At 69.5% G+C, this 14775-nt stretch carries 16 protein-coding genes and 1 tRNA gene; 11 read left to right on the top strand and 6 right to left on the bottom strand.

Going from position 1 to position 14775, the window contains the following annotated elements:
• The first annotated feature begins 4 nt into the window (after positions 1-4).
• From HL658_RS12675 to HL658_RS12655, 5 genes are read left to right on the top strand one after another with little or no spacing between them, the layout of a single operon-like run.
• Positions 5-466 carry a hypothetical protein gene (locus HL658_RS12675; RefSeq protein ID WP_180282335.1) on the top strand — a complete coding sequence of 154 codons (462 nt, stop codon included), beginning with the start codon at positions 5-7 and terminating at the stop codon, positions 464-466.
• Positions 463-933 (top strand): P-loop NTPase family protein, encoded by a 471-nt coding sequence (locus tag HL658_RS12670; RefSeq protein WP_180282334.1) that lies wholly within the window; start codon positions 463-465, stop codon positions 931-933. The genes HL658_RS12675 and HL658_RS12670 overlap by 4 nt, the downstream gene beginning before the upstream one ends.
• On the top strand, positions 930-1928 hold the full coding sequence (gene accD / locus HL658_RS12665) for an acetyl-CoA carboxylase, carboxyltransferase subunit beta (protein WP_180282333.1): 999 nt from the start codon (positions 930-932) through the stop codon (positions 1926-1928). The genes HL658_RS12670 and accD overlap by 4 nt, the downstream gene beginning before the upstream one ends.
• A 13-nt stretch (positions 1929-1941) precedes the next feature.
• The gene (locus HL658_RS12660; RefSeq protein ID WP_180282332.1) at positions 1942-3228 is read left to right on the top strand and encodes a bifunctional folylpolyglutamate synthase/dihydrofolate synthase; all 1287 of its coding nucleotides are present in this window, start codon (positions 1942-1944) and stop codon (positions 3226-3228) included.
• A 37-nt stretch (positions 3229-3265) separates the two neighbouring features.
• Complete coding sequence (locus HL658_RS12655; protein ID WP_180282331.1) at positions 3266-3808, top strand: DUF2726 domain-containing protein; 543 nt, start codon at positions 3266-3268, stop codon at positions 3806-3808.
• On the opposite strand, the gene HL658_RS12650 is transcribed toward HL658_RS12655, so the two are convergent.
• On the bottom strand, positions 3805-4971 hold the full coding sequence (locus HL658_RS12650; protein WP_180287635.1) for a chromosomal replication initiator protein DnaA: 1167 nt from the start codon (positions 4969-4971) through the stop codon (positions 3805-3807). The genes HL658_RS12655 and HL658_RS12650 overlap by 4 nt on opposite strands.
• Positions 4972-5085: 114 nt before the next feature.
• On the opposite strand from HL658_RS12650, the gene HL658_RS12645 reads away from it, so the two are divergent.
• A tRNA-Arg gene (locus HL658_RS12645) sits at positions 5086-5162 on the top strand.
• A 23-nt stretch (positions 5163-5185) separates the two neighbouring features.
• Here HL658_RS12645 and HL658_RS12640 read toward each other — a convergent pair.
• The gene (locus tag HL658_RS12640; protein WP_180282329.1) at positions 5186-6133 is read right to left on the bottom strand and encodes a patatin-like phospholipase family protein; all 948 of its coding nucleotides are present in this window, start codon (positions 6131-6133) and stop codon (positions 5186-5188) included.
• A 357-nt stretch (positions 6134-6490) separates the two neighbouring features.
• Here HL658_RS12640 and HL658_RS37715 point away from each other — a divergent pair, with 357 nt between their 5' ends.
• Positions 6491-6622, top strand: coding sequence for a hypothetical protein (locus HL658_RS37715; protein ID WP_281378751.1), 132 nt, complete (start codon positions 6491-6493; stop codon positions 6620-6622).
• A gap of 6 nt (positions 6623-6628) precedes the next feature.
• Here the strand turns inward: HL658_RS37715 and HL658_RS12635 are convergent, their stop codons facing one another.
• Genes HL658_RS12635 through HL658_RS38155 form a run of 3 tightly spaced genes read right to left on the bottom strand, consistent with a single transcriptional unit; the run spans position 6629 to position 8064 of the window.
• Positions 6629-7261, bottom strand: a complete 633-nt coding sequence (locus HL658_RS12635) for a LysE family translocator (RefSeq protein WP_180282328.1) — start codon at positions 7259-7261, stop codon at positions 6629-6631.
• A gap of 4 nt (positions 7262-7265) precedes the next feature.
• Entirely contained in the window at positions 7266-7715 is a 450-nt protein-coding gene (locus tag HL658_RS12630) for an Lrp/AsnC family transcriptional regulator (RefSeq protein WP_180282327.1), read from the bottom strand.
• 34 nt (positions 7716-7749) lie between these two features.
• A complete protein-coding gene (locus HL658_RS38155) occupies positions 7750-8064 on the bottom strand; it encodes a rubredoxin (RefSeq protein WP_180282326.1) in 315 nt (104 codons plus the stop codon).
• 189 nt (positions 8065-8253) lie between these two features.
• On the opposite strand from HL658_RS38155, the gene HL658_RS12620 reads away from it, so the two are divergent.
• Positions 8254-8925 (top strand): MlaA family lipoprotein, encoded by a 672-nt coding sequence (locus HL658_RS12620; protein WP_180282325.1) that lies wholly within the window; start codon positions 8254-8256, stop codon positions 8923-8925.
• 32 nt (positions 8926-8957) lie between these two features.
• Here the strand turns inward: HL658_RS12620 and tldD are convergent, their stop codons facing one another.
• Positions 8958-10391: a metalloprotease TldD gene (gene tldD / locus HL658_RS12615; RefSeq protein ID WP_180282324.1), complete on the bottom strand. Its 1434-nt coding sequence runs from the start codon at positions 10389-10391 to the stop codon at positions 8958-8960.
• Positions 10392-10540: 149 nt separating this feature from the next.
• On the opposite strand from tldD, the gene HL658_RS12610 reads away from it, so the two are divergent.
• The 3 genes from HL658_RS12610 to ctaD all read left to right on the top strand — a co-directional run bounded on the left by HL658_RS12610 (position 10541) and on the right by ctaD (position 14719).
• Entirely contained in the window at positions 10541-11881 is a 1341-nt protein-coding gene (locus HL658_RS12610; protein WP_180282323.1) for a DUF3422 family protein, read from the top strand.
• 326 nt (positions 11882-12207) lie between these two features.
• The gene (gene coxB, locus HL658_RS12605; protein WP_180282322.1) at positions 12208-13053 is read left to right on the top strand and encodes a cytochrome c oxidase subunit II; all 846 of its coding nucleotides are present in this window, start codon (positions 12208-12210) and stop codon (positions 13051-13053) included.
• A gap of 34 nt (positions 13054-13087) precedes the next feature.
• Positions 13088-14719, top strand: coding sequence for a cytochrome c oxidase subunit I (gene ctaD, locus HL658_RS12600; RefSeq protein ID WP_180282321.1), 1632 nt, complete (start codon positions 13088-13090; stop codon positions 14717-14719).
• Positions 14720-14775 lie beyond the last annotated feature (56 nt).

The raw sequence follows: 14775 nt of genomic DNA, 5'->3' as shown, positions 1-14775 counted from the left end.
CGCCATGGCGTTCTTGACCGTCGATGATGCCGAGCCTGAGAAGGTCCCGACCGCCGAGGAAGCGCGTGCGGAAATCGAGGATTGGAAGCGTCGGATCGCAGAGTTGTTCGCGATGATCCGTAGTGTCGCCGCTGGGCTCGGCGGTTGGACGGCCGACGACTCCCGCACATCGGTCATCAGCGAACGGATCATGCAGCTCAGGGGCATTCCGGCCTACCCGCTCAGCATTCTCGAACTTCACGGTCCTGGTAAGGCCACCGTGAAATTCATCCCCGATGCCCGGTGGGTTTCCGGAACGCGCGGACGGGTCATGATCCTCGGCACCCGCCGCCCGGCGCGGCTGCTCGATCTGTCGGAAGGGCCGGGAACGGCGGACTGGCGGCTGTTCGATCCGATGACATGGCAGGACGGCGGCGTTGCCCTGACCGCCGGAGCGATCGCGGCATTGATCGGAGAGGCACGATGATCGACGAGACATCGGTGGCCACCGCGTTCTTTCATTCCGACCGGCATTTCGAAGACTTGGTCGAGGGCGAACACGAACGCGGCGAGCCTGAATCGGGCGCGGTGTTTTCCGATTTACGGAAGGTCAATGCCGCCGCGTACTTCATGCTGCTGTTCTCGCAGTTCGAAGATCGTGTAAACCAGCTGTGCCGGGATCTGATCCGGCGCCGGAAGGGAGCGACCTCATGGGAGGAGCGGCGTGTCTGGGATATCCTGGATGAGAGCGGGGACCGGATTCGCACAATTCCATTCATGAACCGAGCCGCACTCCTGACCGAAAAAGGTGCGAGCACGTACAACAAGATCAAGGAACTTCACGATATCCGCAATCACCTTGCCCATGGCCGGCCACTCCTCCAGGAGGAGGACTTCGCGTTGAGGGTCAAGGAAATCCAGGATATCGCCCGGCAGATGAGCGAAACCCCATGAACTGGCTGACCAACTACGTCCGACCGAAGATCCGTGCGCTCTACGCCCGCAAGGAGGTGCCGGACAACCTCTGGCACAAATGCCCGAACTGCGAGGCGATGCTGTTCCACCGCGACCTGGAGGAACATCTGCACGTCTGTCAGCATTGCGGCTTCCACATGCGGCTCGACCCGCTCAAGCGGATGGCCATGCTGTTCGACGAGGGGCAGTACCAGACGGTGGAACTGCCGAAGTCGGTCGCCGACCCCCTCAAGTTCCGCGACCAGAAGCGCTACACCGACCGCCTGAAGGAGGCCCAGGCCAAGACCGGCCGCGGCGACGCCATCGTTGTCGGGCATGGGTCCGTCGGCGGGCTGCCGGCGGTCGTCGCCGCCTTTGACTTCGGCTTCATGGGTGGCTCCATGGGCATCGCGGTGGGCGAGGGGCTGCTGACCGCGGCGAAGCTGGCGGTGGAGATGAAGGCGCCGCTGGTCGTGGTGCCGGCTTCCGGCGGTGCCCGCATGCAGGAGGGCATCCTGTCCCTGATGCAGATGCCGCGCACCACCATCGCGGTGGAGATGGTGAAGGAGGCCGGGCTGCCCTATCTGGTGGTGCTGACCGACCCGACCACCGGCGGCGTCACCGCGTCCTTCGCCATGCTGGGTGACGTGCACATCGCGGAGAAGGGCGCACAGATCGGCTTCGCCGGCGCCCGCGTCATCGAGAGCACCATCCGCGAGACGCTGCCGGAGGGTTTCCAGCGCTCCGAGTATCTGCTGGAGCACGGCATGGTGGATATGGTCGTCCACCGCAAGGACCTGCGCGCGACGCTCTCCCGGCTGATCGACCTGCTCACCCGCCCGGTGAAGGACGAGGTGCTGGAGCCCGACCTGGACATTCCCGCCCTGTCGCACATGCCCCGCGCGGAGGAGACGGCGCAGCCCGACGCCGCATCCAACGATGCGCCGCAGGCCCAGGCCGCCCAGCCCGCGGCCCACTCCGCCGACCGCGCCTGACGGAGTGCCGCCCATGGCCGGTTCCGACCCGGTTCTCGACCGGCTGAAGGCCCTGCACCCGAAGGTCATCGACCTGTCGCTGGAGCGGTTGGAGCGGCTGCTGGCCGCGCTGGACCATCCGGAACGGCGCCTGCCGCCGGTGGTCCATGTGGCCGGCACCAACGGCAAGGGCTCCACCGTCGCCTTCCTGCGTGCCATGCTGGAGGCGGCGGGGCACCGGGTGCACGCCTACACCTCACCGCATCTCGTGCGCTTCCACGAGCGCATCCGGTTGGCCGGCCGGCTGATCGGCGACGACGCCCTCACCGCCCTGCTGGAGGAGGTGGAGGCGGCCAACGACGGCGGTCCCATAACCTTCTTCGAGGTGACGACCGCCGCGGCCTTCCTCGCCTTCTCCCGCAACCCGGCGGATGTCCTGCTGCTGGAGGTGGGGCTGGGCGGGCGGCTGGACGCCACCAACGTGATCGACCGCCCGGCGGTGACCGCCATCACCCGCATCTCCTACGACCACCGCCAGTTCCTGGGCGACACGCTGGAGGCGATCGCGGGCGAGAAGGCCGGCATCCTGAAGCCCGGCGTGCCGGCCGTCTTCGCGCCGCAGCCGGACTCCGTGGTGACCCGCCTGTTCCGCGACCGCGCCGCGGCGCTCGGCGCGCCTGTGGTGGACTGGCGGGTGGAGCCGTTGCCGGACGGCGGCTTCCGGTTCGAGGGGCCGGGCCGGGGGCTCGACCTGCCGGCCCCGGCGCTGCCCGGCGCCCATCAGTTCGTCAACGCCGGCGTGGCCATCGCCTGCCTCGGCGCGCTGTCGATGACCGTGCCGGACGACGCGGTGCGGCGGGGCATGGCGACGGTGGAATGGCCGGCGCGCCTGCAACGGCTGACCCGCGGCCCGCTGGCGGAGCGGTTGCCGCCGGGGTGGGAGCTGTGGCTGGACGGCGGGCACAACGATTCAGCCGGCGAGGTGCTGGCGGCGCAGGCGGCGGCCTGGACGCGGGCCGACGCCAAGCCGCTGCACGCCGTCTACGGCATGCTGAGCAGCAAGCAGCCGGAGGAGTTCCTGGCCCCGCTCGCCCCCCACATCGGTCGCCTGCGCGCGGTGCACATCCCGAGCGAGGAGGCGTCGCTGGACGCGGCCGCCGCCGCCGCCGCCGCGCGCGCGGTGGGGATCGCGGATGCCGTCGCGGTGCGGTCGGTGGCGGCGGCGCTCGACGCCATTCTGGAAGCCGGCGGTCCCCCGGCGCGTGTGCTGGTCTGCGGCTCGCTCTATCTGGCAGGATCGGTTCTGGCGGAGAACGGGTGAGGCCGCCCATGCCGACCACCCGGACAGGGAGGAACCCGTGGACCAGTTGAGTGCGTTGTTCGCGACGACCGGCGTGCTGCCCGCCGCGCTGGTGATCGGCGTTCTTCTGCTGGTCGTCCTGCTGCCGGCCCTGCGCCGACTCGTCTTCGGCGCGGAGCCGCGGCACGCGTTGCGGGTGTTGTTATCACCGTGGGAGCGGGAGGCGCTGGCCGCCCTCCGCACCGCCGTTCCGCCGGACTGGCATGTCTGCCCGCAGGTGCGCGTGGGCGATTTCCTGTCGGTCATCGGCGGATCGGAACAGGCACGTTCCGCGGCGCACCGCCGGATCCGCCAGCGCAGCGTCGATTTTCTCGTCATCGATGCCGAGTCACGGCCGCGGCTGGTCATCGAACTGGATGACAGCAGTCACCGCCAGCCGAACCGCCGCCGCCGCGACGCGGAGAACGACGCCGCCTACCGGCAGGCCGGCCTGCCGGTCCGGCACATCCAGCCCGGCCGCCGGCCCGACTGGCTGTCCATGATCGCCGCCGTGATGACGCAGGCCCCGCCGCCCGGGCCGCCGGCCGACACCGGGGCCTAACGCCGCCGTCCGCCGGTCGGCCGCTCCCCGTTCCGCCCGCCGTCGTCGCCGGGGTTTTCCAGATCCAGCAGGCCGCGGAGCTTCGCCAGCGTGTCGTCCAGCGAGGCCGCGCCGGTGCCGGTGGGCGGCTTGGCCGGTGGTTGCGGGGGCGGCGCCTTCGTCGGCGGCGGCAGATCTCCCGGTTCGGCCGCCGCGTTCTCGATCATCCCGCGCAGGGCGGCCAGCGTCTTCTGCATGCTGAGCGTGGCGTCGGACTCATCCTCCGCCCTGGCGGCGGTGGAGCGCCGGTTGCGAGGGGCGCTGTCCTCGTCGCGGTCGCGGATGGCGAAGGAGAGGATTTCCGCGTCGGACGGTTCCGGCTCCTCCTCCGCGTCGGTCATCACCGCGGGGGCCCTGTCCGGGGGATCGGCGAACAGAGCGCGGACATCCGCGTCCGCCTCCTCCCCGTCTGGCTCCTCCCCGTCTGGCTCCTCCCCGTCTGGCTCCTCCCCGTCTGGCTCCTCCCCGTCTGGCTCCTCCCCGTCTGGCTCCTCGTCGTCCCAGTCGGCTGTGAAGACCGGCCGGTCCCGCTGTGGCGGGGGGGCGTCCTCCTCCGGATCGTCGGCGTAGGCGCGTTCGAACAGGGCTGCGAAATCCGGCGGCAGGCCGGACCCGTCGGGTTCCTGCTCCTCCGGCGGGTCCGCCGCCACCGGCTCGTGGAACGCCGCCGGCGGTCGCGACCACCCGTCGTCCGCGTCGGCCTCCTCCGGAGGGAGCGACGGTTCCGCAAGCTCCTCCCACAGCGCATTGCGCGCCGACGGACGGATCACCGTGTCGTCGGGATCCTCATCGGCGGCAGCCGCCGGCCCGGTGCGGTATTCCTGCGCGGCATCGACCATCCCGCGCAGCGCCGCGATGGTGGCGTCGAACGCGGCACCGCCGTCGTCCGCCGGCGCGCCGGCTCCGAACGACACCTCGGGCTCCGGCGGCGGGGCCGGGCGGCATTCGGTGTCCCGCGAGTCGCAGCGGGAGCAGCGGTAATGCGGCGCAATGGACAGCACCGGATAGCTCGGCCCGAACCGCCGCACCAGCATCGCGCGCGGCAGCACCCCGCCATGGCCGCAGTCCCGGCAGCGGATGTCCACGTCGGTGTCGATGTCGCGAAGGAACAGCATACGGACCATCGGCGCATCCTACACGGCGGCACGGTGGCGAACCACCACGTTCGGGCTCCTCCGGTCGGTGCCGCGCCGGCGTGTTGCCACACGACCCGTTTGGCGGTAAGGATGGGATCACGTGTCCGCGTAGCTCAGCAGGATAGAGCACAGGATTCCTAATCCTGGGGCCGTGGGTTCGAATCCCGCCGCGGACACCATCCCTCCGGACACACCCCCTTGCTCAGGCCCGCTTGAGCGCCATCTCGATCGCCGGTCCGGCGATGCGGGCGGCGTCGTAGCCGATGGCCATCACCTCCTGCACGCGGTCGAACTCCAGGATGCCGATGTGGCCGAGGCGGGGGGCGATCAGCACGTCGGGCGGTTCGCCGGCGAGGCGGGCGCGGGTGATGCGGTCCTGCATGATGTCGAGCGAGCCGGCGATGGTCTCCATCACCGTCGGGCTGGGTTGCGGCGGGCCGGCCGGGTCGCCGGTGATGACGCCCGCCCGCTCGCCGGGCTTGCGGCCGAGCCAGGCGGCCATCTGCTGGGTGATCTGGCCGAGCGGCGGGGCGGTGGGGGCCGCCTGTGCCGTCTGGGTGGCCGGCACCACCGGGCGGGGCAAGGCCGCGATCTCGCTGTTCAGGTTGACCGCGATCACCACGTCCGCCCCCAGCGCCCGGCACAGCGACACCGGCACCGGGTTGACCAGCGCCCCGTCGGTCAACCAGTGTCCATCGCGGCGCACGGCCGGGAACAGCCCGGCCATGGCGGCCGACGCGCGCACCGCGTCGAGCAGCGGCCCGTCGCGCAGCCAGATCTCCCGCCCCGTGCCCAGCTCGCAGGCCACGGCGGCGAAGGGTCTTGGCAGGTCCTCGATGCGCACCTCGGTGCGCGCGTTGCGGAAGCGCTCGAAGGCCCGTTCGGCCGACACCAGCCCGCCGCGCCGCATGGTCAGGTCGATCAGCCCGAGCATGCCCAGCAGGCCCATGTTCTGTGCCCAGCCCTGAAGCTCGTCGAGCTGGTCGGTGAGGTGGGCGGCGGCGACACAGGCGCCGATGCTGGTGCCGCAGAGGATGTCCGGCTCCACGCCGATCTCGGCCAGTGCCCGCAGCACCCCGATGTGGGCCCACCCGCGCGCCGCTCCGCTGCCCAGGGCCAGACCGATCCTTCGTGCCTGCACCGTCCGCATCCTTCTTCAGAGTCTGGCGGTCTCAGAGCCCGGCGGCCTCGGAGCCTGCCGGAATGTGGGCCCTCGTCCGGAGCTTGCCAGTGGCCGGTGGTCGCATCGGCTCTACCCATTTCGCAAGGGTTATATGCGACGGACGCACAACACAGGTGACGGATACGAAACATGGGGTGTGGCAACTTACCCAAAATTTGATCCAGGTCATGGGAACCACTGGCCGACCTGAGACATTTTTACAACGAGCCCTGACGATCACAAGACCACCCCGCGGCGTTAACCACTGGTCAATTGATTGGCCGCAGTGTCGTTGCTATGTGTTGCAGGTGCTAAGACCTGAGTTCATGTGGCGCCGAGGATGCCATGGCAGATCAGTTGAAGAGCTTTCGCAAGGATTGGCAGCGTTGGACCGCGGTGGAGCGGGTTGGCGCGGTGGTTCTGCTGGTTGCGGCCGCGGCCCTGTTGGGTGGACCGCTGACATTCAGCTTCCTGTAAGCGGCATCAGCTCCTGAGGACCGGCAGAAGAGTGGCGAGCGCCACGACGCCGAATCCCATCAGGATCATGCCCGATACACGGTTGATCCACAGCATCGCCCTGATCGTGACTTTGGCCCGCAGGAGTCCGATCCCTGTGCTGAGGCCAAGCCACCACAGGGCGGAGCCGGCGAAGACACCGGACACCAGCGCCGCCGCACCGGTCCAGTCCGACCCGCCGGCCAGCCCGAGCCCCCCGAACACCGCCAGGAAGCTGACGATGGTCGCCGGATTGGCGAGCGTCAGCGCGAAGGTGCTGGCGTAGGCCCCGGCGAGACCGGCCGCGCCCGGCGCCTCCGCCGCCCGTTCGGCCGGGCGTGCGCGCAGGGTGGCCAGCCCGAGCCACAGCAGCACCAGCCCGCCGGCCAGCCGCAGGGCGGCTTCCCACCCCATCATCCAGTCGGTGACCGCGGCCAGCCCGAAGCCGGCGATGGCGCCATAGACCGCATCGGCGCTCGCCGCCCCCAGACCGCTGGCGAATCCGGCGGCCGCCCCGTCCGCCAGCGTGCGGCGGATGCACAGCAGCCCGATCGGCCCGACCGGTGCCGCGATCGAGAATCCGACCAGCAGGCCCTTTGCCAAAAAAGCCAACACGTCCATCGCGTCACTCCGTGGGCAGGGCGGGGGTTTCCTTGACCGTGGACAGCACGATCACCGTGTGCGAGCGGCCCAGCCCCGGCACCGTCTTCAGCCGCTCGGTCAGGAAGCGCTCCAGCGCCGCGGTGTTCGCCACCCGGACCTTGAGCAGGTAGGACCATTCCCCCGTCACGTGGTGGCATTCCTGCACCGCGGGGGTGTCGCGCATGGTCTGCCGGAAGGCCGCTTCGTGCTCCGGCCGCTCCAGCAACACATGCACGAAGGCCAGCAGGTCCAGCCCCAGCGCCTCCGCCGACGCACGGGCGCCCCAGCCGGTGATGGCACCGGACGCCTGCAGCTTCTTCAGCCGCTCGTTCACCGCCGACACGGACAGCCCCACGGCGGCCCCCATCTCGGCGTAGGAGGCGCGTCCGTCATTCTGGGCGTGCGCAATCAATTTTCTGTCAATCTCGTCCATGACAGCAATATATACAGGAAAAATTAAAATCTCGCTACGATTTTATCGTTGATGCCGAGAGGCGCCGGAATTCGCTCTTGCCGGCGCCGCAGCGCGGGCAGAACCAGTCGTCCGGCAGATCCTGGAACGCCGTTCCGGGAGCGACGCCACTGTCGGGATCGCCCAGCAGAGGGTCGTATTCGTAACCGGGGCACTCGCTGGCGCCGCAGCGCCAGATCTCACCCAGACGCGGGTCGGCGGCCAGCGCCGCGCGCCGGACGACGGCAGCCGGAAACCCCAAGGCGGCGAGCGCAAGGACGAGGCGGAGCAGGGAACGTCGGGACGGATCGACGCGCGGAGGACGGAGCATGGTGGTCTCCTGGGTGGGCACCGCCATGCTCGCGCCGACCCGTGTCAGTCCGATGACATCCGGCCGGCTTGCGGCATCCTGCCGCAAACCAATCCGTGTCGGCCGATTCGCACGGAAAGGACGGCAAGGCTTGCGCTCCGTCGATTTGCCAAGAACAATGGGGCTATCGTCACCCATCCGGGGAGTCCCATGGCCGCCGCGTTCCGCCGCACTCTTGGCGTCCTCATCCTCCTGACCGCGTTCGGTGCCGGAACTGCCCGTGCCGACGGGCTGGATGCGTTCAACGCCGCCACCCTCGCGATCAACCACACGTTGGCCGGCCATGTGGTCGTTCCGGCACTCGACGCCTATCGGAAGCTGCCGCCCTTCATGCAGGCGATGGGGGCGAACGCCTACGCCAACCTGACCGAGCCGGTGACCGCCCTGTCCTGGGCGATGGCCGGGGAGGGCGCGAAGGCCGGTGAGTCGATGGTCCGCTTCGGCATCAACTCGACGGCCGGGCTGCTGGGCGTCATGGATGTCGCGTCGGCCGCCGGTTTCACGGTGCCGAAGAAATACTTCTCGGAAGGGGTGTGCGCGGCCGGTATCCCGGCCGGACGGTACGTGGAGGTGCCGGGTGCCGGCGCATCGTCGGCCGGTGTGCTGAGCGCAGCGCTGGCGGTGATGGTGGGATCGACCTGGGCGCTCAGCTACGTGTCCGTGGAGGTGGCCGTCGCCAGCGTGGTGCTCGATCTCGTCGCCACCGCCGCTGCCCTGGAAGGACTGGTCGCGTCCGGCGACGTCGGGCCGGTCCGCCGCCAGGCCGACTACATGGCGTGGCTGGAACGGTCCGGCTGCGAGGTTGCCGCCACGGCCGGTTGAACCGGCCGCGGCGCCTTCCCTCCGTTGGGCGGTCAGGCCGCGGTGCCGCCGACCGTCAGCCCGTCCAGCCGCAGCGTCGGCTGGCCGACTCCGACCGGCACGCCCTGGCCGTCCTTGCCACAGGTGCCGACGCCGGGGTCGAGTGCCGTGTCGTTGCCGATCATGCTGACGCGGGTCAGGCTGTCGGGGCCGTTGCCGATCAGCGTGGCGCCCTTGACCGCGGCGCCCAGCTTGCCGTCCTCGATCAGGTAGGCCTCGGAGGCCGAGAACACGAACTTGCCCGAGGTGATGTCCACCTGCCCGCCACCGAAATTCTTGGCGTAGAGACCCTTCTTCACCGAGGCGATGATCTCCTCCGGCGCGTGGTTGCCGGGGCGCATCACCGTGTTGGTCATGCGCGGCATCGGGTGGTAGGCGAAGCTCTGCCGGCGGCCGTTGCCCGTCGGGCGCATGCCCATCAGCCGGGCGTTCATGCGGTCCTGCATGTAGCCGACGAGGATGCCGTCCTCGATCAGGGTGGTGCACTGGCCGGGCGTGCCCTCGTCGTCCACGGTGATGGAGCCGCGGCGGTTCTCGATGGTGCCGTCGTCCACGATGGTGACGCCGGGGGCGGCGATGCGCTGGCCCATCAGCCCGGCGAAGGCGGAGGTCTTCTTGCGGTTGAAGTCGCCCTCCAGCCCGTGGCCGATGGCCTCGTGCAGCAGGATGCCGGGCCAGCCGTTGCCGAGCACCACCGTCATCTCGCCGGCCGGGGCCGGCACCGACTGCAGGTTCACCAGCGCCTGGCGCAGCGCCTCGTCAACAAAAGCCTGCCAGGTCTCCGGCTGCATGTACTGCTCGTAGGTGACCCGGCCGCCACCGCCGTGGCCGCCGCTTTCCATCCGTTCGCCGTCCTGCACGACGACGGAAACGTTCAGGCGCACCAGCGGACGCAGGTCGGCCACCCGCAGCCCGTCGCCGCGAATGATCTGCACCGCCTGCCACTCGCCGCTGATCGAGCAGCTCACCTGCCGCACGCGCGGATCCTTGCCGCGGGCGTAGGCGTCGATGGCGGCCAGCAGCCTGACCTTGTCCTCGAAGGGGACGAGGTGCAGCGGGTTCTCCGGCATGTAGAGGGCGCGGTTGGTGCCGACCGGCGGCTCCGCCAGCGTGCCGTCATGGCCGGCGTGCACGGCGCGCACGGTGTCGGCGGCGCGGCGGATGGCTGCCTCGTCGAGCACCGAGGCGTGGGCGTAGCCGGCGGATTCGCCGGCGATGGCGCGCAGGCCGAAGCCCTGGGTGGTGTCGAAGCTGGCGGCCTTCAGCTTGCCGTCGTCCCAGCCCAGGCTCTCGCTCTGCGAGTATTCGAGGAACAGCTCTCCGTCGTCGGCGCCATGCAGGGCTTCGGAGGCGATCCCTTCCACGCGGGCGCGGTCCAGGCCGGCGCGGTTGAAGAACAGATCGTCGGTGACGGCAAGGGCGCTCATGGCAACTCCGGGGCTTGGAACGGTGGGCGCGCCCACGCCGACGGTGCGGACCGGCCGCGCGTGGGGTAACGTTGCGCACATCAATAGTGTGGCGTCGCCCCGCCCCCGCGGCAAGCGTCGCCGTAGCCGGGACGAGCGCAGGACCCCCCATGACCGCTAGGACCGCCAGCACCGAGCCGCCCCCCGCCCGCGTCCGCGAATCGACCGGCTACCCGCTGGCCGACCATCCCCTGCGCGTGGCGCTGACCAACGAGGTGCACGCCCGCCCGCCGGAGGTGCTGAAGGCCCCCGTGCGCGCCACCATGCTCGCCATGCTCTCCGGCGAGCAGGCGGGGGAGGCGGAGCGGCGGCACCTGGAACAGCTCTGCGACTGGGCCGGCATCGCCCGGCCGGCGGCCGGGGCCACCCATTTCAGCGGCGCCTTCGGCAGCTTCCGGCTGAAGTGGGAGCGCCATACGGAGTTCTCGACCTGGACCGTCTTCCGTCCCGGCGCCGTGCCCGATCCCTTCGCCGACCCGGCGCTGGCGGCGCTGCCGCGCGACTGGGTGGGCGGGCTGCCGGGGGATCTGCTGGTCGGCATCCATCTGGCGGTGGTGCAGGGCGACCGCGACAGCTTCGAGTCGGGGCGGCTGGCGGCGGTCTTCGGGTCGGACGGCTACATCGGCAGCCTGGTGTCGGGCGGCAAGGCCACCGCCTGGACCGACATGCGCATCCACGGCGACGGCTTCTCGCGCATCCTGGTGGCCGACCACGCGATGACCGGCAACCAGGCGGGTCGCGTGGTGCAGCGGTTGATGGAGATCGAGACCTACCGCATGACGGCGCTGCTGGCCCTGCCGGTCGCCCGCACCGTGCTGCCCCGTGTCGCCGCCATCGAGCAGGGGCTGCTGGAGCTGGCCCAGCGCACCACGGCGCTGCGCGACCTCGCCGACGAGCGCGAGGCGCTCGACCGGTTGACCCGGCTGTCGGCGGAGACCGAGCGGCTGGCGGCGGAGACCGCCTACCGCTTCGGCGCGGCGCGCGCCTACCACCAGCTCGTCGAGCGGCGGATCGAGGAGCTGCGCGAGGTGCGCATCGAGGGGTTGCCGACGCTCGCCGAGTTCATGGCCCGCCGCCTGACCCCGGCCGTGCGCACCTGCGAGGCGGCGCAGGCCCGCATCGACGCGCTGTCGCAGCGCATGGCGCGCGCCAGCAACCTGCTGCGCACCCGCGTCGAGATCGCGGTGGAGGGGCAGAACGCGGAACTGCTGCGCTCCATGGACCGGCGGGCGCAGTTGCAGCTCCGGCTCCAGGAGACCGTGGAGGGGCTGTCGGTCGTCGCCATCAGCTACTACCTCATCGGCCTCGTCGGTTACGCGGCCAAGGGGCTGAAGGGCGCCGGGCTGCCGGTCGATCCGGACGTGGCGGCGGGGCTGATGATCCCGGTGGTGCTGGCGCTGGTGTGGAGCGGCGTGCGCCGCATCCGCAAGGTGCTGGCCGGCGGGCACTGAGCCTGCGCAGCTCCTGCGGCATTCGGCCGCACTGTGCAGAGCGGTGGGTGTGGTCAATGATTGATCATGCTGGGTTTTCCGGCTGCGCAACGGTCGTTCGACCACGGGTCGACAAGGCACTTGCGGGGGAGAGGAATACCTTGTATCCGGCGGCTGCCAGCGATTAAGCTGCGCCGCCGCGGGGTTTTGTCGCAGGGGCGTGGCACGCCCGTGCGCCCGTAGTGCGCGGTTTTGTTTGATGGATTCGCGGTCTCCGGGCCGCTCAGGGAACGGGATCACGGCGCACGGGCGGCACCGTCCGGCGCCTACAGAACGAAGGGTTGGGGATGAAGAGGCTCTCTGCGCGCGCCGCCGTCGGGGCGGCCATCGCTTTCGTGTATGGAATGGCGGGTCAGGCGCTCGCGAACGAGCCGCATCCCTGGCAGCTCGGCCTGCAGGCGCCCGCCTCCCCGGTGAAGGACCAGCTCGACAGCTTCCACGACCTGCTGCTCGTCATCATCACGGCCATCACGCTGCTGGTGCTGGCGCTGCTCGTCTATGTCTGCGTGCGCTTCTCCGCGAAGAACAACCCCACGCCGTCGCGCACTTCGCACAACACCATCCTGGAGGTGGCGTGGACGGTCATTCCGGTGGTCATCCTGATCGTCATCGCGGTGCCGTCCTTCCGCGTGCTCTACTTCCTCGAGGTGGTGCCGAAGGCGGACATGACCATCAAGGTGACGGGCCGGCAGTGGTACTGGGATTACGAGTATCCGGACCAGGGCAACATCGCCTTCTCCAGCTACATGATCCCCGAAAGCGACCTCAAGCCGGGGCAGCGCCGCCTGCTGGAGGTCGACAATCGGGTAGTGGTTCCGGTGGACACCACCGTGCGGCTGCAGGTCACCGCGGGCGACGTCCTCCATTCCTGGGCCATGCCGGCTTTCGGCGTGAAGAAGGACGCGGTCCCCGGCCGCCTCAACGAGACCTGGTTCAAGGCGGAGCGCGAGGGCGTCTATTACGGACAGTGCTCGGAGATCTGCGGCGTCAACCACGGCTTCATGCCGATCGCCGTCGAAGTGGTCTCCAAGGAAAAGTTCAACGAATGGGTCCAGAAGGCCAAGGTCGCCTTCGGTCCGCAGGGCGACCGGCAGCTCGCCCAGGCCCCGGCTCCGGCCGCGGCCCAGCGGTAATCGAACGACACGCCGACGCGAAGGATAGACGACAATGGAAAACCACACGGGCGGTCAGCCGGTCGGGCAGGGCGGGGGGCATGGGGCGCACGCCCATGACCATCACGACCACCACATGCCGGGCTTCGTGGCGCGCTGGTTCTTCTCGACCAACCACAAGGACATCGGCACCCTCTACCTGATCTTCTCGGTCATCGCCGGGCTGATCGGCGGCCTGTTCTCCGTCATCATGCGCATGGAGCTGCAGTCTCCGGGCATGCAGTTCGTCGCCGACGGCCAGTCGTGGAACGTGTTCATCACCGCCCACGGCCTGATCATGGTGTTCTTCGTGGTCATGCCCGCGCTGATCGGCGGCTTCGGCAACTGGTTCGTGCCGCTCATGATCGGCTCGCCGGACATGGCGTTCCCGCGCATGAACAACATCAGCTTCTGGCTGATCGTGCCGGCCTTCCTGCTGCTGCTGGGCTCGGCCTTCGTCGGCACCGGTGCCGGTACCGGCTGGACCATCTACCCGCCGCTGTCCTCCGCACTCGGACACAGCGGACCGTCGGTGGACATGGGCATCTTCGCCCTGCACCTGGCGGGTGCCAGCTCGATCCTGGGCGCTGTGAACTTCATCACCACCATCTTCAACATGCGCGCCCCCGGCATGACGCTGCACAAGATGCCGCTGTTCGTGTGGGCGATGCTGGTGACCGCGTTCCTGCTGCTGCTGGCCGTGCCGGTGCTGGGCGGCGCCATCACCATGCTGCTGACCGACCGCAACTTCGGCACCGCGTTCTTCAACCCGGAGGGCGGCGGCGACCCGATCCTGTTCCAGCACCTGTTCTGGTTCTTCGGCCATCCCGAAGTCTACATCATGATCCTGCCGGCCTTCGGCATCATCAGCCACATCGTGTCGACCTTCTCGAAGAAGCCGGTGTTCGGCTACCTCGGCATGGCGTACGCGATGGTCGCCATCGGCGTGGTCGGCTTCGTGGTGTGGGCGCACCACATGTACACGGTCGGCCTCGACGTCGACACCAAGGCCTACTTCACCGCGGCGACGATGATCATCGCGGTCCCGACCGGCATCAAGATCTTCTCGTGGATCGCCACCATGTGGGGCGGCTCCCTCGAGTTCAAGACGCCGATGCTGTGGGCCATCGGCTTCATCTTCCTGTTCACGCTGGGTGGCGTGACCGGCGTGGTGCTGGCCAACGGCGGCATGGACGTGGTGCTGCACGACACCTACTACGTCGTGGCGCACTTCCACTACGTGCTGTCGCTGGGTGCGGTGTTCTCGATCTTCGCGGGCTGGTACTACTGGATCGGCAAGATGTCCGGCCGCCAGTACCCGGAGTTCTGGGGCAAGGTGCATTTCTGGATGACCTTCGTCGGCGTCAACCTGCTGTTCTTCCCGCAGCACTTCCTGGGTCTGGCCGGCATGCCGCGCCGCATCCCGGACTATCCGGACGCCTACGCGGGCTGGAACATGGTCTCGTCGATCGGCGCCTACATCTCCTTCGCCGCGACGCTGCTGTTCGTCGGCATCGCCATCTGGACGATGACCCGCGGCAAGCGGGTGGACGCCGCCTACTGGGGGCCGACCGCGACGACGCTGGAGTGGACCGTGAGCTCGCCGCCGCCGTTCCACTGCTTCGAGAACCTGCCGCGCATCAAGTGATGCCGCACTGTTGAGGACGGGGACGGGGGAAGGAACCCCCGCCCCGGATGGGAGTA

This window comes from Azospirillum oleiclasticum, from assembly GCF_013423485.1.
GTDB lineage: Bacteria > Pseudomonadota > Alphaproteobacteria > Azospirillales > Azospirillaceae > Azospirillum > Azospirillum oleiclasticum.
The sequence above is the reverse complement of the archived record's forward strand: the minus strand, read 5'-3'. Positions and strand labels throughout refer to the sequence as shown.